Origin of the sequence: Streptomyces sp. NPDC007991 (assembly GCF_042958445.1) — a bacterium.
Classification (GTDB): domain Bacteria; phylum Actinomycetota; class Actinomycetes; order Streptomycetales; family Streptomycetaceae; genus Streptomyces.
The window spans coordinates 26,062-43,522 of sequence record NZ_JBIBJD010000014.1; the positions used below are offsets into that span (position 1 = coordinate 26,062).

18 protein-coding genes are annotated in these 17,461 nt (G+C 73.2%); 6 read left to right on the forward strand and 12 right to left on the reverse strand.

Going from position 1 to position 17,461, the window contains the following annotated elements; translation table 11 throughout:
• Positions 1-29: 29 nt before the first annotated feature.
• Positions 30-671: a CatB-related O-acetyltransferase gene (locus ACFZDA_RS34160; protein ID WP_391089142.1), complete on the reverse strand. Its 642-nt coding sequence runs from the start codon at positions 669-671 to the stop codon at positions 30-32.
• Positions 672-831: 160 nt separating this feature from the next.
• On the opposite strand from ACFZDA_RS34160, the gene ACFZDA_RS34165 reads away from it, so the two are divergent.
• Positions 832-2,193, forward strand: coding sequence for an amino acid permease (locus tag ACFZDA_RS34165; RefSeq protein WP_391089143.1), 1,362 nt, complete (start codon positions 832-834; stop codon positions 2,191-2,193).
• Between the two features lie 120 nt (positions 2,194-2,313).
• Here the strand turns inward: ACFZDA_RS34165 and ACFZDA_RS34170 are convergent, their stop codons facing one another.
• Positions 2,314-2,763, reverse strand: a complete 450-nt coding sequence (locus ACFZDA_RS34170) for a spore-associated protein (RefSeq protein ID WP_391089145.1) — start codon at positions 2,761-2,763, stop codon at positions 2,314-2,316.
• A 370-nt stretch (positions 2,764-3,133) separates the two neighbouring features.
• Between ACFZDA_RS34170 and ACFZDA_RS34175 the strand changes: the two genes are divergently transcribed.
• Positions 3,134-4,069, forward strand: a complete 936-nt coding sequence (locus ACFZDA_RS34175) for a hypothetical protein (RefSeq protein WP_391089147.1) — start codon at positions 3,134-3,136, stop codon at positions 4,067-4,069.
• Positions 4,070-4,083: 14 nt separating this feature from the next.
• Entirely contained in the window at positions 4,084-4,821 is a 738-nt protein-coding gene (locus ACFZDA_RS34180; protein ID WP_391089149.1) for a methyltransferase domain-containing protein, read from the forward strand.
• Between the two features lie 244 nt (positions 4,822-5,065).
• Here ACFZDA_RS34180 and ACFZDA_RS34185 read toward each other — a convergent pair whose 3' ends face one another.
• Together ACFZDA_RS34185 and ACFZDA_RS34190 are read right to left on the reverse strand one after the other, a co-directional pair.
• Positions 5,066-5,443 carry a peptidase M23 gene (locus ACFZDA_RS34185; RefSeq protein WP_391089151.1) on the reverse strand — a complete coding sequence of 126 codons (378 nt, stop codon included), beginning with the start codon at positions 5,441-5,443 and terminating at the stop codon, positions 5,066-5,068.
• 55 nt (positions 5,444-5,498) lie between these two features.
• A complete protein-coding gene (locus tag ACFZDA_RS34190) occupies positions 5,499-5,873 on the reverse strand; it encodes an SH3 domain-containing protein (protein ID WP_391089153.1) in 375 nt (124 codons plus the stop codon).
• Positions 5,874-6,143: 270 nt separating this feature from the next.
• Between ACFZDA_RS34190 and ACFZDA_RS34195 the strand changes: the two genes are divergently transcribed.
• Positions 6,144-6,572, forward strand: a complete 429-nt coding sequence (locus tag ACFZDA_RS34195; RefSeq protein ID WP_391089154.1) for a VOC family protein — start codon at positions 6,144-6,146, stop codon at positions 6,570-6,572.
• Positions 6,573-6,634: 62 nt separating this feature from the next.
• Here the strand turns inward: ACFZDA_RS34195 and ACFZDA_RS34200 are convergent, their stop codons facing one another.
• Together ACFZDA_RS34200 and ACFZDA_RS34205 are read right to left on the reverse strand one after the other, a co-directional pair.
• Positions 6,635-7,897 carry an MFS transporter gene (locus ACFZDA_RS34200; RefSeq protein WP_391089156.1) on the reverse strand — a complete coding sequence of 421 codons (1,263 nt, stop codon included), beginning with the start codon at positions 7,895-7,897 and terminating at the stop codon, positions 6,635-6,637.
• A 153-nt stretch (positions 7,898-8,050) separates the two neighbouring features.
• A complete protein-coding gene (locus tag ACFZDA_RS34205; RefSeq protein WP_391089158.1) occupies positions 8,051-8,503 on the reverse strand; it encodes a YbhB/YbcL family Raf kinase inhibitor-like protein in 453 nt (150 codons plus the stop codon).
• A 101-nt stretch (positions 8,504-8,604) separates the two neighbouring features.
• On the opposite strand from ACFZDA_RS34205, the gene ACFZDA_RS34210 reads away from it, so the two are divergent.
• Positions 8,605-9,624 carry a sigma-70 family RNA polymerase sigma factor gene (locus ACFZDA_RS34210; RefSeq protein ID WP_391089160.1) on the forward strand — a complete coding sequence of 340 codons (1,020 nt, stop codon included), beginning with the start codon at positions 8,605-8,607 and terminating at the stop codon, positions 9,622-9,624.
• A 910-nt stretch (positions 9,625-10,534) separates the two neighbouring features.
• Here ACFZDA_RS34210 and ACFZDA_RS34215 read toward each other — a convergent pair.
• Genes ACFZDA_RS34215 through ACFZDA_RS34230 form a run of 4 tightly spaced genes read right to left on the reverse strand, consistent with a single transcriptional unit; the run spans position 10,535 to position 13,799 of the window.
• Positions 10,535-11,641, reverse strand: coding sequence for a CapA family protein (locus ACFZDA_RS34215; RefSeq protein WP_391089162.1), 1,107 nt, complete (start codon positions 11,639-11,641; stop codon positions 10,535-10,537).
• Between the two features lie 30 nt (positions 11,642-11,671).
• Positions 11,672-12,127 carry an archease gene (locus tag ACFZDA_RS34220; protein ID WP_391089164.1) on the reverse strand — a complete coding sequence of 152 codons (456 nt, stop codon included), beginning with the start codon at positions 12,125-12,127 and terminating at the stop codon, positions 11,672-11,674.
• Positions 12,128-12,182: 55 nt separating this feature from the next.
• On the reverse strand, positions 12,183-12,782 hold the full coding sequence (locus ACFZDA_RS34225; protein ID WP_391089166.1) for a DJ-1/PfpI family protein: 600 nt from the start codon (positions 12,780-12,782) through the stop codon (positions 12,183-12,185).
• Between the two features lie 36 nt (positions 12,783-12,818).
• Positions 12,819-13,799, reverse strand: a complete 981-nt coding sequence (locus ACFZDA_RS34230; protein WP_391089168.1) for a DJ-1/PfpI family protein — start codon at positions 13,797-13,799, stop codon at positions 12,819-12,821.
• 145 nt (positions 13,800-13,944) lie between these two features.
• Here ACFZDA_RS34230 and ACFZDA_RS34235 point away from each other — a divergent pair, with 145 nt between their 5' ends.
• Complete coding sequence (locus ACFZDA_RS34235; protein ID WP_391089170.1) at positions 13,945-14,601, forward strand: alpha/beta family hydrolase; 657 nt, start codon at positions 13,945-13,947, stop codon at positions 14,599-14,601.
• A gap of 13 nt (positions 14,602-14,614) precedes the next feature.
• Here ACFZDA_RS34235 and ACFZDA_RS34240 read toward each other — a convergent pair whose 3' ends face one another.
• The gene (locus ACFZDA_RS34240; RefSeq protein WP_391089172.1) at positions 14,615-16,054 is read right to left on the reverse strand and encodes an FAD-dependent oxidoreductase; all 1,440 of its coding nucleotides are present in this window, start codon (positions 16,052-16,054) and stop codon (positions 14,615-14,617) included.
• 39 nt (positions 16,055-16,093) lie between these two features.
• The gene (locus ACFZDA_RS34245; protein ID WP_391089174.1) at positions 16,094-17,338 is read right to left on the reverse strand and encodes a polysaccharide pyruvyl transferase family protein; all 1,245 of its coding nucleotides are present in this window, start codon (positions 17,336-17,338) and stop codon (positions 16,094-16,096) included.
• Between the last annotated feature and the right edge of the window lie 123 nt (positions 17,339-17,461).

The following is a 17,461-nucleotide window of genomic DNA, read 5'->3' on the forward strand; positions in this document are numbered from 1 at the left end:
GGCGAGCCGGGACGGCGCGCCAAGGAGCTTCAGGCTGCAGGCCGGGCGGCCTCCAGGTCGGCGATGGTGCCCGACATGATCGTCCGCACGTGCTCGGTGATGTGCTCGGCCGGCCAGTCCCACCAGGCCACCGCCAGCAGCCGGGCGACGTCCTCGTCGCTGAAGCGGGTGCGGATGAGGCGGGCCGGGTTGCCGCCGACGATGCCGTAGTCCGGGACGTCGCCGGTGACCACGGCGCCGGAGGCGATGATCGCACCGTGCCCGATCCGCACGCCGGGCATGACCGTCGTGCTGTGGCCGAACCAGACGTCGTTGCCGACGACGGTGTCACCCCGGTTGGGCAGGCCGGTGAGCAGGTCGAAGTGTTCGGCCCAGGAACCGCCCATGGTGGGGAAGGGGAAGGTCGAGGGGCCGTCCATACGGTGGTTGGCGCCGTTCATGATGAACCGCACCCCTGTGCCCAGCGCGCAGAACCTGCCGATGACCAGCTTCTCCGGCCCGTAGTGGTACAGCACGTTGCGCGTCTCGAACGCCGTCGGGTCGTCCGGGTCGTCGTAGTAGGAGTACTCCCCGGCCTCGATCAGCGGGGACTTCACGAGCGGCTTGAGTAAAACCACCCGGGGGTGCTCGGGCATCGGATGAAGGACGGTCGGGTCGGCGGGTACCAGCATGGGGGAGGGGTCCTCATCGGTGGCGGGGTCGTGTCCGGTCCATGATCCCCCGAGGGCGGCCCGCGCGGGGGCGAGTGCGGCACGCCGAGGCATCACTCCTGCGTCTTCCGGGCAGGGGAGACGGTGTTCCGGTCCGTGTCGAGCGCCTCAGGGAGCTTTCGTGTCCACAACCGACAGGGATGCAGCCGCGCCGGAAAGAGGGGACGACACCCCGCTGCGGCGCGCCATAGGCCCCAAACTCCTGGTGCTGTTCGTGATCGGGGACATCCTCGGCACCGGCATCTACGCCACCACAGGGCAGGTCGCCGGCAAGGTCGGCGGGGCGCTGTGGCTGCCGTTCGTCATCGGGTTCGTCGTCGCGATCCTCACAGCCGCCTCGTACGTCGAACTTGTCGGCAAGTACCCGAAGGCCGCCGGAGCCGCGCTCTACACCCAGAAGGCGTTCCAGGTCCCGTTCGTGACGTTCATCGTCGCCTTCATGGTCATGTGCTCGGGCCTGTCCTCGGCGAGCGCTGCGGCCCGCGCGTTCAGCGGTGACTACTTGTCCGAGTTCACGGACCTCCTCCCGCCCACCCTCGTCGCGATCCTGTTCATCCTCGCGCTGGCGGGCCTGAACCTGCGAGGCGTGTCGGAGTCGGTGAAGACCAACGTGGTCCTCACCGTGGTCGAACTGACCGGCCTGCTCGTCATCCTCACGATCGGAGCCTGGGCCGTCCTGACCGGTGACGGTGAACCCTCCCGGCTGGGCGAGTTCCAGGCGGAGGGCACCGGATACACCCTGCTCACCAGTGTGCTGGGGGCGACGGCCCTCGGCTTCTTCGCCTTCGTGGGCTTCGAGGACTCCGTCAACATGGCCGAGGAGACCAAGGATCCGGTGCGGACGTTCCCGCGCGCCATCTTCACCGGCGTCGCCGTCACCGGCACCATCTACGTCCTGGTCGCCCTGGTCTCCTCACTGCTCGTCGACTACCGCGTCCTGGAGGACTCCAGCGGTCCGCTGCTGGAGGTCGTCAAGGCCGGCGGGCTGGACTTCCCGCCCAAGCTCTTCGCCCTGATCGCCCTGTTCGCGGTCACCAACTCGGCACTGATCAACATCATGATGGCGTCCCGCCTCTGCTACGGCATGGCGAACGAGCGCATCCTGCCGCGCGCCCTGGGCCGGGTACTGCCCCGGCGCCGCACCCCGGTCGTCGGCATCGTCTTCGTCTCGCTGCTCGCCATCGGCCTCGTCTCCACCGGGGAGATCGAGGGCCTCGGCGACACCACGGCCTTCCTCCTGCTGTGCGTCTTCGCCGTCGTCAACATCGCCGTCCTCGTCCTGCGCCGGGACCGCGTCGAGCACCGCCACTTCCGTACGCCGACCGCTCTGCCGGTGCTCGGCGCGCTCACCGCCCTGATCCTGGCCAGCCCGTTGTCCGACCGGCCCGCGGAGGTCTACATCCGGGCGGGCGTGCTGGTGGCCATCGGCATCGGCCTGTGGGCTGTCAACAAGGCAGTACTGAAGGTGCGCGGCGAGGCGTGAGCGAGGCGTGAGCGGCGCGACTGCCCGGCGGTGCGCCGCGAACCGCACCGGGCCACCACGGCTCCCGCGCGACGGCGGGAGCGTGATGGCCCGGCAGAGGGGTGTTTCCCAGTGGCCCGGTCAGCGGGTGAAGGTGACCCGGTGTTCCTTCAGGGCGCCGCAGTTGGAGCCGTACACCTGCACGTACACGTTGCTGATGCTGCCGCCCCAGTCGACGCAGTGGCCCTTGCCGTAGACGTAGGTCGGTCCGGCGAAGGACGAGAAGCGCCCGGCGTCCTCGTGGAACTCCTCGGTGTCGGGCACGGAGATCCACGCCGACATGTCCACGGCGGTGCCCGGGTTGTTGCGGATGGTCGTGACGCAGTTCTGTCCGTTGGCCGCGTTGTACGTCAGGTAGACCGTGCCCAGGGAGCCGACGGCCGCGGAGTTCACGGTCTTGTAGGCGCTTCCGCAGACCTTCTGCGGAGTGGTGTTGGGCGCGGCGGAGGCGGGTGACGCGAGGGCGGTCGTGGTCCCCACGGTCAGCGCCGCCAGGGCCGACGCGGCCAGGACGGAACGGGTGAATCGCATATTTCCCCCTTGCAACTCTTCGAGTGGTTGCTCCTGCATGATGTGACCCGCCGGACGCTCAAAGGGTTGTGCGTCAGTTCGCGGGAAAATTCGGGGAGTTGGGGGCGTGAGCGCGCGAATCCGGCTCGCCGGTCCGGGGGCCGGTGTCTCGTCGTCGGCGGCCGGTGTCCGAGGATGCCCACGCTCCGACGTGTTTACTCGTGAGTCACTTACAGTGCACGGGAGATCCCGAGGATCTGCTCAGGGGTGTCACACATGCTGCACATCCCCCTACCGAAGTCTCGTTAGCGTTACAGCTCGATCCCACGTACGAACGGGACCAGGGCGCGGCCGGCGAGCCGCCGACACAGCAAGATCGGGAAGACCACACATGGACTACTGCTCCTCGTGCCGTCGGCACCTCAACGGCGCCTTGGTCTGCCCGGGGTGCGGCGCCTACGCCCCGGACATCGACCCCGCCGCCGACGGCCTGACCGGCCCGGCCGCCTCCGGCGCGTGGCGCGACGCGAGCGTGTGGGACGACGGCAGCGTGTGGGAGACGGACCGCGCCGGCACGCGTGAGCTGCCCCTCGCGTACACCGGAACGTCCTTCAGCTCGTCCGGCGGCCACGAGGCCCAGGCCACGGATCCGTCCGACGGACACGACGCCCCGGAGACCGCCACCGACGGATACCAGGCCCCGCAGCAGGGCCGCGCGGCGCGGCGCCGTCAGATGGCCCGCTGGAAGAAGAACCAGCGCCGGGCCGTGGTGGCGACCGCCGTCGCGCTCGTCGGAGGCGGTCTCACCGTCGCCGCCATGAAGGGCGACTCGTCGCAGGGCATACCGTCGGCCATGGCGCCCGGGGACACGACCATGGGCGGCGCCGACGGTCAGGCGCCGGAGTACACCGAACCGACGTCGACCCGGCGCGAGAACCAGCGGTCCTCGCCCACGCCCGCCGCCCCGCCGCACGCCGACCGCACCGCGCAGCGCGAGCAGCCCCGGGCCGCCGCTCCCCGCAGCACTCCGGCGGACCCGCGGACGGACGCGGCCACAGCGTCCCGCGAGCTGCCGAAGACGACCCAGCCGAAGACCAGCGTTCCGGACACCGTCGGCTCCGCGACCGGCGGCGCCGGCAAGTCCACATCGACGGTGACCGAGCAGCGGACGACCCCGCCCGCGGCCGGGACCGGCGACGACTCCCAGCAGGCCGCGTCCCCCGAGACGTCCACGGCGAGCCCCACCCCGTCCGCGACGCCGCCCTCGAACTCCGGTTCCGGCTCCGACTCCAAGGAACTCTGCCTGCTCGTCATCTGCTTGGGCTGAGTAGCCTCGGACGCATGACAGACGAGTGCTTCCGGCATCCGCGGCTCGCCGCGGTCTACGACCCGCTCGACCCCGGCCGTGCCGATCTCGAACCGTACCTGCGCATGGCGGAGGAGTTCGGGGCGCGCCGGGTGCTCGACATCGGCTGCGGCACGGGCGTGTTCGCGCTGCGGCTGGCGGAACGCGGCGTCGACGTCGTCGGTGTCGACCCCGCCGGCGCGTCCCTGGACGTGGCCCGCGGCAAGCCGGGCGGCGAGCGGGTGCGGTGGATCCACGGCGATGCGACGACCCTTCCGCCCCTGACCGCCGATCTCGCGACGATGACGGGCAACGCGGCCCAGGCGGTCGTCGATCCCGAGGACTGGCGAAGGACTCTGCGAGGGGCCCGTGCGGCACTGCGGCCCGGCGGCCGGTTCGTGTTCGAGACCCGGGTGCCGGCCCGCCGCGCCTGGGAGGAGTGGAACCGCGAGGCCACGCACTCCGTGACGGACGTCCCCGGCGTCGGCGCCGTCGAGTCCTGGGCCGATCTGCTCGATGTGCGCGGACCGCTGGTGACGTTCCGGTGGACCTATGTGTTCGCCGCGGACGGGCAGGTGCTGACGTCGGAGTCGACTCTGCGCTTCCGCGAGCGGGGCGAGGTCGAGGCGGAACTCGTCGCGCAGGGCTATGTCGTGGAGGACGTGCGCGACGCGCCCGACCGGCCGGGCCGGGAGTGGGTGTTCGTCGCGCGGCGTCCGCGAACGGCCGGCTGACGCGCGGGCCCTGCCGCCTCCGCGCGAGCGGGGTCCGCCCGGACAATCCCGGTCGGCAGCAGTGTGACGACCGAGGCGGACCGGAACCGGCCGTCCCCGGCCGGGGAGCCGCAGCCCGCACCGCCCGTGAGCGACGCGACCGTCACGAGGACCGCGAGCGCGGCGGCGCCGCGCGGGAGCATGCGCCGCGCGCACAGCACAGGGGGCGGCCGGTGTCCCGGTCCGCCCCCTCACGGACTGCGTGTCAGCAGTCCGGGACTCCGGCGATCTTCTGGCCGCCCCGGATGTACAGGTTGTTCACCCAGGCGATGTCACTGCCGGCGAACTCCTGCACCGCCGTCCACCAGTTGTTGGTGCCGACGGCCGGGTCGTGCACGGTCTGGCCCTGCGTCTGGCACACGGCGTCCGCCCACCACTTCGAACGGACCGCGAGACGCGGCGAGTCGGAGGTCGGCTGCTGGCGCAGGTTGACGTCGGTGGCCCAGACGTAGACGTCGGTCAGGGCCGGGTCGCCGTTGTTGGCGGCGGCGGCCGGGGCCGCCTGGGCGGTGGTGGCGAGGCCGCCGACGGCGAGCGCGGCGACGGCGAGGCCCATGGCGGTACGGCTGATCGTTCGCTTCATGTGTCTGTCCCCCGTTGGACGATGGTGTGGTGGGTGGAGCGTGGTCATGGTCGGGTCAGCAGCGCGCCGAGGCGGGCAGGTCGCCGTGCTCGTCGCCCTTGAGGTAGACGGCGCTGACGTAGCCCTCGAGGAGCTTCACCCAGACGTCGTTGGAGTAGCCGTTGTCGGTGATGCGCTCGCCGCGGGTCCAGCAGTAGGCGCCGAGCGGCTGGCCCGCCGCAACGGTGGCGAGGATTCCGTAGGAAGTGCCCGGCCCGTAGCGGACGTTGACGTTCTCGTACGGCACGACCGCGTACGGTGCGGCCATGACGCGGGCGCCGCCCTGCCCGCCGGCGGCGGACGCGGCGGCGGTCCCGGCGGTGAGCGGGCCGAGCAGTGCGAGCGCCCCGGCGCCGACGAGCGCGGCTCCGGCCAAGATGCGAGTGGACATGGTCGAGTTCCCCCTGAGGTGTGTCCGACGCTCACCACTGTAGGGAGGCCAAGGGCGCCGCGGTCCCTGACAATTGTCAGGGTCGTGCGCGCCAACAGGGGTACGGGCGAGGGTAATTGGCCCGCTGACCGCGGGCGGCGCGATACGGCCGAAAACCGCTCGACGACCACACCCGCCGCTGTCTACGATCCACGGCGCGGCATCGCGTGTCGGTCACCGGCCGGGTGAGACATGGAGGCGCCGCGGAGATGCCCGTGGAGGCATTCAACCGTGTCAGTCGAGTTCAACCACACCATCGTCCTGTCCCGTGACCGGGAGAAGTCCGCCCGCTTCCTGGCGGAGATCCTGGGTCTGGAGGTCGGGGCACCGGCCGGGGTGTTCCTGCCGGTGACGACCGCCAACGGCGTCACGCTGGACTTCCTCACCATCGACGCCGACATCCCCATGCAGCACTACGCGTTCCTCGTCTCCGAGGACGAGTTCGACGAGGCCCTCGCCCGGCTCGTCGCGGCCCGGATCCCCGTTCAGGCCGACCCGCACGGCAACCACCCGCGCAAGATCAACCGCAACGACGGCGGCCGGGGCGTGTACTTCCTCGACCCGGCGGGGCACGGCCTGGAGATCATCACCCGCCCGTACGGTGCGGACCCGTCATCGCCGCTGAACGGCGTCACGGAGGACGTGCCCGGGGCGATCTGAGCCGGCCCGGGCCGGGGGCGGGAGTGGGCGGACCGAGCTGCTCTGGGCCCCGGCCCGGCCGTTCAGGCGCCGTCCTTCAGCGCCACGGGAGCCGGCTCCGGGCCGGGGTCCGGCGCGTGGTCGCGGCGGGGGAGCAGGACGGGGGTGAGGAGAAGGAAGACGCCGGCCAGGGCGATGGCCGTACGGGGGCCGGTCAGGTGGGCCACCAGGCCCCACAGGGCGGTCACGGCGGCCGTGGTGGCCTTGCCGGTGGCCGACCATGCGGACAGGGTGCGGGTGACCCGGTCCGCGGGGGTCCGGTCGAGACGGTACGTGGCGAACACCGGGTTGAACACGGCACAGCAGGTGATCAGCCCGAACTCGACCACCATGACCAGCGCCAGCCCTGCCGCACCGGGACCGACGAAGGCCAGCCCGAGCGACCAGCACGCCCGCAGCACCCCCGCCGTGAACAGGACGCGGTGCCGGCCCCACCGCTCGACGAGCCGTGGTGCCAGACGTGAGCCGAGCAGGCCGCCCGTGCAGGGCACCGCGAAGGCGAGCGCGTACTGCCAGGGGGCGAACCGCAGCTCACCGACCATCAGGACCATGAGCGGGGGAGAAGCCGCCATGATCAGGGAGTTGGCGAGGACGGTGTTGAAGAAGAGCGGGCGCAGCGCCGGGTCGGCCAGGATGTACCGCCAGCCCTCCAGCAGGTCGCCCGCCCGGGGCCGGGTCTCGCCGGTGGCGGGGCGCGCCGGGTGGGTCTCCTCGCCGCCCATCGCCCGGAGGCCGAACGCCGAGAGCAGATAGCTCACCGCGTCGGCCACCACGGTCGTCACCGGACCGAACAGGCCGATCGCGGCCCCGCCCAGCGGCGGCCCGACCATGCTGGCCGTCCAGCTCGTCGCCTCGAACCGGCCGTTCGCGACGAGCAGGTCCCGCCCCGGCACCAGATCCTTCAGGAACGCCCCGGCCGCCGCGTTGAAGGTGATGTCGGCCGCAGCGACGGCCACCGACACCAGCAGCAGTTGTACGAAGCCCAGCCGTCCCAGGGCGAACGTCACGGGGATGCTCAGCAGCACCGCGCACCGGACCAGGTCCGTCGCGATCATCACCGGCCGTTTGCGGCGGACCTCCACCCACGGCCCGAGCGGCACCGACACGGCCGCGCCGACCGCCGGTCCCACCGCCGCCAGCAGCGACACCTGCGTCGGACCGGCGTCCAGCGCAAGCACCGCGAGCAGCGCGAACGCGTCGAACGCGAGCCATGTGCCGGCCGTGCTGACCGCGTACGCGCCCCACAGCCACCGAAACCGCCGCCCCAGCGACCGCCTGCCCGCCATACCCGGCGCACACCCCCAGCTCCCGCGGACAACCCGGTGTTGACCGGCAGCCATCCTTGCGGGCGGCGGGGAGCCCGGGCAAACAACCGTCCCGCACCCGTGACACAACGGTTGGTTGTGCCAGAGCGAGGGACGGTCCGCCTGTGGGACGTCTCAGCGCTGGTAGAGACCCACCAGCGTGCCGTCCGCGATGCGGCGCTTGTAGACCTCCTCGTGCACCTGGTCCGGGCGGGGCGCGTCGGGCAGGACGCACGGCTCGGACAGGGCGTAGAGCCGGAAGAAGTAGTGGTGTGCGTCGTCCCCGGGCGGGGGATGCGGGCCGCCCCAGCCCGGCTGCCCGTAGCCGTTCACGAGTTCCGTGCCGCCCGGCGGGCAGTGCCCGGCCTCGACGCCGTCGCTGTGCGGGTCGATGCCGACGACGACCCAGTGCGCGAAGGTGCCCGACGGGGCGTCGGGATCCTCGCAGAGCAGGACCAGCTCGGCCGCGTCGTCCGGTACGCCGCTCCAGGTCAGCGGCGGAGAGACGTTCGGTCCCTCGTACGCGTACCGGCGCGCGATGAAGGAGTGGTCGTTGAACGCGTTGCTGCGCAGTTCGATGCCGGTCATGTGCCCCGGGGTACCCCCGCGGGACCCGGACATGCGGTTCGGGACCGACCGCCTCGGGTACCCGGGAACCGGAAAGAGGTAGGGGACGGAGGATCACGAGGATGTCTCCCCTGGCAGAGGACCCGGCGGCACACCCCCGGGAGGACCGCCGCGCCCCCGCCCGCACCGCACGGCTGCGCAACCGCATCCCCGAGCCCGACGAGGAACCCGACCTCCTCGGCCAGTACCTCACGCAGATCGCGGCGACACCGCTGCTCACGGCGGAGGACGAGGTCCGGCTGGCGCGGCGGATGCAGGCCGGCCTGCGGGCGCTGGAGGAACTGGAACGGGCCGACGCCGGTGAACTCGCCCTCGCGCCTCGGCGGCGGGGAGAGCTGGAGGAGGCCGCACGGGACGGGCAGGCCGCCAAGGACCACATGGTCCGGGCCAACCTCCGGCTCGTCGTGTCGATGGCCAAACGGCACGCCCGCCGGGGGCTGCCCCTGCTGGACGTCATCCAGGAGGGCAACCTGGGGCTGATCCGGGCCGTGGAGAAGTTCGACCACACCAAGGGCTTCAAGTTCTCCACCTACGCGACCTGGTGGATCCGCCAGGCGATCGAGCGTGGCCTGGCCGCGCACGCGCGCACCGTCCGGCTGCCGATGCACGTCGTCGAGCAGCTCCAGAAGGTCGCCAAGATCGAACGGCGTCTGCAACTCGACCTGGGACGCGAACCGAGCGTCGACGAAGTGGCCCGCGAGAGCGGCCTCACCGCCGACAGGATCGGCTGGCTGCGCCGCGTCGGCCGGGAGGCCGTCAGCCTGGACACGCCTGTGGACGAGACCGGCGAGACCGTCGTCGGCGACCTCATCCCCGACACCGAGGTGCTCCAGGCCCCGGAGGTGGCCGAGTACCAGGCCCTCGCCGAGGAACTGCACGAGGCCGTGGGCCTGCTCGCGCCCCGCGAGGCCATGATCCTCAGCCTCCGCTACGGCCTGCACGACGGCCACACCCGCAGCCGCGACGAGGTCGCCCGCCGCGTCGGCCTGACCCGCGAGCGGGTACGCCAGCTGGAAAAGGAGTCCCTCGCCCACCTCCGGGCACCCGAGAACCGCGAGCGCTTGATGGCCTGGGCGGGCTGACCCCCCGGCCTGATGCGGCACCGCTGGACCGAGCGGCCCCTCGTTCCTCCGCCCGACGGCATCGCAGGACCGGGCGGTCTGCGCCGCCTGCGGTTCGCCGCCTGGGGGGTGCTGTCGGCTGGCGGCCGGTCGAGGGGTCACCGCTCATCGGCTGTGCGCCGTGCCGGGCTGCGCGGTCGAGCGGCCTCGCGTTCCTTCGCCGGCGGCCTTGCCGGACCGGGCAGCCGGGCTGTCCTCGGGGTCCATGGCCTGATGGAGTTGTGGCCCGGCGACCGGCCGAGTTGCCACCGGTCCGTCTGCAGGCCGCGCAGCCGGGCGGGGCGGCTGAGCCGCCTGGGGTCCGTCGCCTGAGGGTGATGTGGTCCGGCGGCGGGCCGAGCTGCCTCCGGTTCGTCCGTCGGCGGCGTTGTCGGGCGGCCACCCGCGTTCCTCGGCTGGCGGCAATTCGGACTCGGCGGTTGGTGCCGCCTGCGGTTCGCCGCCCGGGGGGTGCTGTCGGCTGGCGGCCGGTCGAGGGGTCACCGCTCATCGGCTGTGCGCCGTGCCGGGCTGCGCGGTCGAGCGGCCCCGGAAGTCGCCGGCGGCCTCGCCGGACCGGGCAGCCGGGCTGCCCTCGGGGTCCATGGCCTGATGGAGTTGTGGCCCGGCGGCCTGCCGAGCTGCCCCGCTTCATCCGTCGGCCGCACTCCCGGGCCGGGCAGCCGGGCCGTCGCCGCTCATCGGCTGTGGGGACGGCCGGACCGGTGGCCGGTCGAGCTGTCCCCGGTCCATCGGCCCGGGGCGTTGTCCGGCCGGCCGCCCGGCTGTTACCGGTTCGTCCGCTCGGGGCGTCGTCCGGCCGGCCCCCGAGCCGTCACCGGTTCGTCCGCCCGCTGCCCCGTCCCACCGACCGCCCGAGCAACCACCCCCTTCACCAGCCCGTCAACGTCAGAGAGCCGTCCGGCGCCGGCGTCACCCGCACCCCGTCGCTGATCCGGTCGAGTATCAACCGCAGCCACCTGCGGTCCGCGTGGGACGCGGCCTGCAGGCGCATCCGGCGGGCCCGGAACGGCACCATGCGCAGGTCCGTCAGGCGGCCGCTGTCCGCCTCGACCGAGGTGAGGTACGCCAGGCGCAGGTCGTCGCGGTACTCCTCGTAGCCGGTGATGCCCTCGTAGTCGTCGACGAAGTCGCCGCAGCCGTACAGGATCAGCCGGTCCCGGTACACCTCCAGCGGGCGGGGGTGGTGCGAGGAATGGCCGTGGACGACGTCGACCCCGCCGTCCACCAGGGCGTGCGCGAAACGGACCTGCTCGCGGGGGACGTGGAACCCCCAGTTCGTCCCCCAGTGCACGGAGACGACGATCAGGTCACCGGCCCGGCGGGACCGCCGGACGTGCCCCAGTACGGTGTCGGCCGCGGCGGGCGAGAGCTCCGGCAGGTACGCCACACCGGGCCGGTCCGCCGTCGCCGCCCAGCCGGACGGGATGCCGCTGGAGCGCGCGCCGAGGGCGAAGACCAGCAGTCGGCGGCCACCGGGGAGGGGAACCGGTGCGGGCGCGTACGCCTCGGCGGCGTCACGTCCCACACCCGCCGTCCGCAGGCCCGCCCGGGCCAGCGCGTCCAGCGTCTCCAGCAGACCCGGGCGGCCGAAGTCCAGGACGTGGTTGTTGGCCAGGACGGCCACGTCGGGCCGGGCCACGGCCAGGGCGGGCAGGTTGGCCGGGTGCATCCGGTAGTGGATCTCCTTGTCCGGGGCGAACGTGTCCGCGGACGTCACCGACGTCTCCAGGTTCACGATCCCGGCGTCCGGGGCGGCCTCGTCCAGCACCCTCAGCGCCTCGCCCCACGGCCAGGACGGGCCGACGGGCGCGGGCACCGGGCCGTGCGCCGACTCCGCCAGCCGGACGTAGGTCCGCGCGTCCTCGACGTACGCCTCCCGCAGTGCCGGATCACCGGGGTGCGCCAGAATCTGGTCGACGCCGCGCCCGAGCATCACGTCACCGCACAGGAACAGCGTCACGACGCCGCCGCCCACCCCTCCACGGTAGGCGCCCGGCCCGCGGGGTCACGCGTCGACCGTCACCGCGCACGACCACCCGTACGGCCCCGGCCCGATCCGCAGTTCCTCCCACGCCACCGCCCTCGGGACCGCCCCGGTGATCTCCACGTCCGCGAGGCCGGTGACCGCCAGCCGTACGTCCAGCCCGCCGTCCGCCTCGTCCGCCTCCACGTCCACGGGCACCTGGCCGTACACCTCCAGCCGGAAGATGATCTCGTCCAGCAGCGAGGCGAGCAGGTCGTCGTCGCTGGCCTCGGCCAGCCGCACCCGGTCCACGGCGGTCGGACGCACTCCGGAGACGTCCGCGAAGCACTCCACCATCGCCAGGACGGCCTCGGCCAGACAGTGCTCCCGGCACGCCGCCCACGCCTCGATCCGGATGTTCTCCGGATGCGGCACCGCCCGGTGCCCGCACTCGCCCGTCCGCCGTCCCTGCCCGTCGTCGCCCCTGTCAGCGCCCATGAACATCGACTGCCCGAGGCTGCCGCACCCATGCAGTGAGCGGCCCGGCGGCGGATCAGACGGGCTCGTCCGCGAGGTACGGCGGCGCCGGGTCGTACTGGATGTGGCGCCGTACGGCCCGCGCGTGGTCCCGGCCGTGCAGCCGCCCCACCAGCCACAGCGCGCTGTCGATACCGGCCGAGACGCCCTGGCTGGTGACCAGGTTGCCGTCCACGACGTAGCGGACGTCCCGGACGACCGTCACGTCGCCGCGTGCCTCGAGGGCGTCCTCCTGGCCCCAGTGCGTGGCCACCCGCCGCCCGCGCGCGGTCCCCGCGGCGTGCAGCAGGAACGTGCCGGTGCACACGCCGTGCACCCACGCGGCCCGCTCCGCCGTCTTCCCGACCCAGTCGGTGACCACCGGGTTGTGCAGCTGCACCTGCGTGCCCCGGCCGCCCGGCACGTGCAGCACGTCCAGCGGCGGATGGTCGTCGAAGGTGCGGTCGGGCAGGACGCGCATGCCCTTGTTGCAGCGCACGGGGCCGGAGTGCTCGGCGACGAGCACGGCCGAGTCGGCGCCGTCGCGGAGCATGGCGGAGACCGTGAAGACTTCCCAGGGCCCCACGAAGTCGAGCTCCTCGGCTTCCTCGAAGACCAGCAGGCCGTATGTCGTCATACGGGTTCCCCTTTCTGTGAGACGTGGTGAGCGTTCCTACGGGACGTGGTGCGCGCCGGCGGGTTCCGCGGTGGAGCGGAAGCGGGCGCGGTAGTCCGACGGCGCGATGCCGAGCCGGCGGTGGAACGTGCGGCGCAGGGTCTCCGCGGTGGTGAAGCCGTAGCGGCGGGCGATGGCCTCGACCGGTTCGTCCCCCTCGGTGAGGGCGCGCTGCGCCGCCTCGACGCGCACCCGCTCGACGTACGCGGCCGGCGGCACACCCAGTTCGGCGGTGAAACGGCGCTGCAGGTGCCGCGGGCTCAGCCCGGCGCGCGCGGCGAGGCCGGCGATGTCGTGCCGGGCGCCCGGATCGGCGTGGATCGCGGTGACGGCGGCCCGCACCGGGTCCGTCGCAGGCTGCCGTGACCACAGCGCCACGCTGAACTGCGACTGGCCGCCCGGCCGGCGCAGGAACAGGACCAGGTGGCGGGCCACCGCGTGCGCGACGTCCCGGCCCAGGTCGTCCTCGACGAGGGCGAGCGCCAGATCCATCCCGGCGGTCACACCGGCCGACGTCCACACCGGCCCGTCCCGGACGAAGATCGGTTCGCAGTCCACCCGCACCTCGGGGTGCTCCCGGGCCAGCTGCTCCCCGCGGGCCCAGTGCGTGGTGACCCGGCGCCCCTCCAGCAGCCCCGCCGCCGCCAGCAGGAACACGCCGCTGCACACCGAGGCCACGCGCCGGGCACCGGCCGCGGCGGCGGCGATCCAGGAGACCAGCGCCTCGTCCTGCCGCGCCTGGTCGACACCCCGGCCGCCGACCACCACGAGCGTGTCGATCCCGGCCGGGCCGAGGTCCGCCACGCCGTGCCCGGCATGCACCAGCAGCCCGCTGACCGACCTGACCGGTCCCGCCCGGGATGACACGACCTCGATGACGTAGGCGTCGCCCGCGCTGTGGAACACCTCGTGCGGACCGGTGAGGTCGAGCGGCTGGAAGCCGTCGAAGACGACGAAGACGATACGGCGGGACGTCATGCCCTCCACGCTCCTGCGGCCCCGGGTCTGGCGTCAACGACACGCACCCCACCGATCGCGCCATGGCGGCGGCGGGGTGGGACGGCTGCCGCAGTGTGGGTAGGCGGGCGGCAGGACGATCGAACCGGGGGAGAGGAGGCCCGTGATGATCTCCCAGACGGTCACCGTGCCCGTCGGCGGGGCGGCCCTCACCGGCGATCTGGCCGTGCCGCTCGCCGCCCGCGCGGTCGTGCTGTTCGCACACGGCAGCGGCAGCTCCCGGCACAGCCCCCGCAACCGCGAGGTCGCCGCCGGCCTGCGCACCGCCGGGCTCGGCACCCTGCTGATCGACCTGCTCACCGAGGAGGAGGAACGGCTGGACGTTCGCACCGCCGAACTCCGCTTCGACATCCCCCTGCTGGGCCGCCGGCTGGTGGCCGCCATCGACTGGCTGGCACAGTGGCCCGGTACCCAGGGCCTGCCCGTCGTCCTGTTCGGCGCCAGCACCGGCGCGGGCGCGGCCCTGGTCGCCGCCGCCCGACGGCCCGACCGGGTGCCCGGAGTCGTCTCGCGTGGCGGGCGGCCCGACCTGGCCGGCGACGCCCTGGACGCCGTCCGGGCGCCGGTGCTGCTGATCGTGGGCGGCCGGGACCAGCACGTGCTGCGGCTCAACGAGGAAGCGGCCCGGCGGCTGCACGTCCCGCACACCCTCCACGTCGTGCCCGGCGCGACGCACCTGTTCGAGGAGCCGGGCGCCCTCGACCAGGTCACCGAGGTGGCCCGCCAGTGGTGCCACGACCAGCTGCGGACCGCCGCGGGCTGACGGCGGCCCGGCGTCAGCCGCCCACCGGCAGGTCGATGCGCAACCGGGCGCCCTGCCGCAGCAGTTCCCGCTGCACGAGCCGGTACGGCACACCGCGCGGCCCGTGCCCGTGACGCACGGTCAGCGCGGCGCACACCCCCGCCGCCTGCCCGGTCGCCATCGCGATCGGCATGACCCGGTACGACGAGTGCGCGACGTGCGTCCCCGAGATGCACCGGCCCGCCACCAGCAGCCGCTCCGTGCCCTGCGGCACGAGACAGCGCAGCGGGATGTCGTAGAAGCTGCCAGCGGGCACCCGTTTCAGGACCGTTCCGGAGCCGCGCGGGTTGTGGATGTCGACCGGGTAGGCGCCGTGCGCGACGACGTCCGGGAAACGGCGGGCGGCCAGGATGTCGTGGCCGGTGAGGTGGTAGTCGCCCATGATCCGCCGCGTCTCCCGGACGCCGATGTGCGTGCCGCTCTGCACCACGTACGACTCCTCGAAGCCGGGCACGCGGGTGCGCAGGAAGCGGTCGATCTCCGCGAGTTGGCGCCGGGCGGTGTACTCGGCCCGGGTCAGGTCCCACACGCTGGTGCCCAGGACCCTGTTCACGCGGGTGCTGTTGACACTGACCTCGCGCGGATGCGGCGTCGCGAAGAACAGGATGTCCTCGCGTGGCAGCCGCAGATCACCGTCCGCCCGGGCCTCCTCGACCAGGTCCCACAGGCCGTGCACCCCGCGCCACTGGTCGGGGTGCTCCCGCACGTACTCCGCGAAGTCCGGCCGGGCGAAGTCCGCGACCCGGAACATCAGCGTCATCGGCTGCACCAGCCCGTCCTCCGGCCGCCCGATCTCGTACGGCGCCCCGCAGGCCGCCGCGACGTCGCCGTCGCCCGTGCCGTCCACGACCACGTCGGCGTCGATCACCACCGGCCCCGACTTGGTCTCGAACACCACACGCCAGCCGTCGTCGAGGCGCAGCGCCGTGGAGGCGAAGGCGTGGAACAGCATCCGCACGCCCGCCTCGTCCATCATGTCGAGCAGGACCAGCTTGAAGAGCTCCGGATCGAAGGGGACCGTGTACCCGGTCCTCGGGGAGGGCTTCAGACAGCCGCCGCGCCCCATGAGCCGGTCCAGCAGCCGCCACAGCACGCCCTGCACGACCGGCTCGCCCTCGCCGTGGTCGGTGGGCAGCAGCCGGGCGTCCACGCCGGACTCGGTGAACGTGGCCTGCTTGTGCTCGTTGTGGAACGACATCAGCGGCATGACCAGCGCCGCCGTCGCGTTGCCGCCGAGGAACCCGTAGCGCTCCACCAGGACGACCTCGGCCCCGGCGTCGGCCGCCGCGACCGCCGCGGCGAACCCGGCCGGGCCGCCGCCGACCACCAGGACCTCCGTGCGGCCGCCGTGCCGGGCGGGCCGCTCGGGCAGGGTGACGGTGCGGGGATCGCGCGGTTCTTGCAGGATCGGCATCGGTGTCCTCCCGCGGGCGGGGCCTCGGCGGCGCCGGCGTCACACGCCCAGCGGGCGGGGTTCGGCGGTGGGCGCGGGCGGTGGATCCGCCTGCGTGTCCAGGAGGGCGGCGGCGCCGAGGGCGGGCTCCGTCCCGCCGTCGACCTCGTCCAGCAGCAGTCCGCAGCGCGTGCAGGTCACCAGGGCCTGCCTGGACAGCTCCCGCACGCGGGAGTGCAGCTCCTCCCGGCGCTCCGGGTACTCGTCCCACAGCCGGTCCACCTCCGCCAGCAGCAGCCCGGCCTGCTCCCGCGCCACGCCCACCAGGGCCGGAGCTCCCATCCGGCGTGCGAAGTCGAAGACCTTGCCGGAGTAGGGGAGCGGCAGCACCGGCAGCCCGGAGAGCGCCGCGAAGATCACGAAGTGCAGGCGCATACCGACCGCCAGGTCCAGGTGGCGCATGAAGCCGAGCACCTGCCCCGGGCTGTACGCGCCGTGCAGGATCCGCCCCTTGTCGGGCGCGGTCATGTGGGACAGCACGGCGTGCGCGTGCCGCACGTCGTGCCGCTCCATCGGCAGGAACACCACGTGCGCGTCCAGCCGGCGGACGAGGAAGTCGGCGACGTCGGCGAGCAGCGCGTGGTAGTCGCCCTCGTCCAGCTTCTCGGCCGCCCGGCCCGGCTCCCGCACCGACATCCCCACCAGACGCGAGTCGGTGGGCACGCCCTCCTGGCGCATCATCTCGTCGGTGAACGGCTGCGGCTCCAGCAGCAGCGCCGGGTCGGCGGTGACGACGACGTCGCGTTCGACCCCGACGTCCTCCAGCACCAGCTTGGACTCCTCGTCCCGCACCACGACGTCGTCCATGTCCGCCAGTACCGTGCGCACGGCCTCCCGGTCGTCGGGCTCGCGCAGCGGGCCGGCGCCGATGGCGTAGGCGAAGGTGCGGATGCCGCGCTCCTGGGCGGCCCGGACCAGGCGCAGATAGCGGCGAGCCTCGCCGTCGAAGAGGAGCCCGCCGCCGCCCAGGACCAGCAGATCGAGCGAGGCCAGGGCGTCCAGGACCTGGTGGCGGCTGACGCCCTCCCAGTCCACCACCTCGTCGGCGCCCGGGTGGTGGGCCCGGGTGTGCTCGGCGTTCCGGCTGAAGACGACCAGCCGCGCCCCGGGCCGCTGGGCGCGCAGACAGTGCAGGACACAGGTCAGGATCGACTCGTCGCCGATGTTGAAGCCGCCGTACGAACCGAGCACGCCGATGCGCGGGTCCGGCCGGGCGGGCTGCGGATGAGAAGGGGCCGTGGTCATCCGGGTGCTCCCGTCGCGTCGGAGTCTGCTCAGTGACTGGTGCGCTGCGCCGGTGGTGCGGAGGGTCGTGCCGCACGGCCGGAAACACCCCGCGCTCCGAGTGTGACGGAGGTCCGGAAAGTA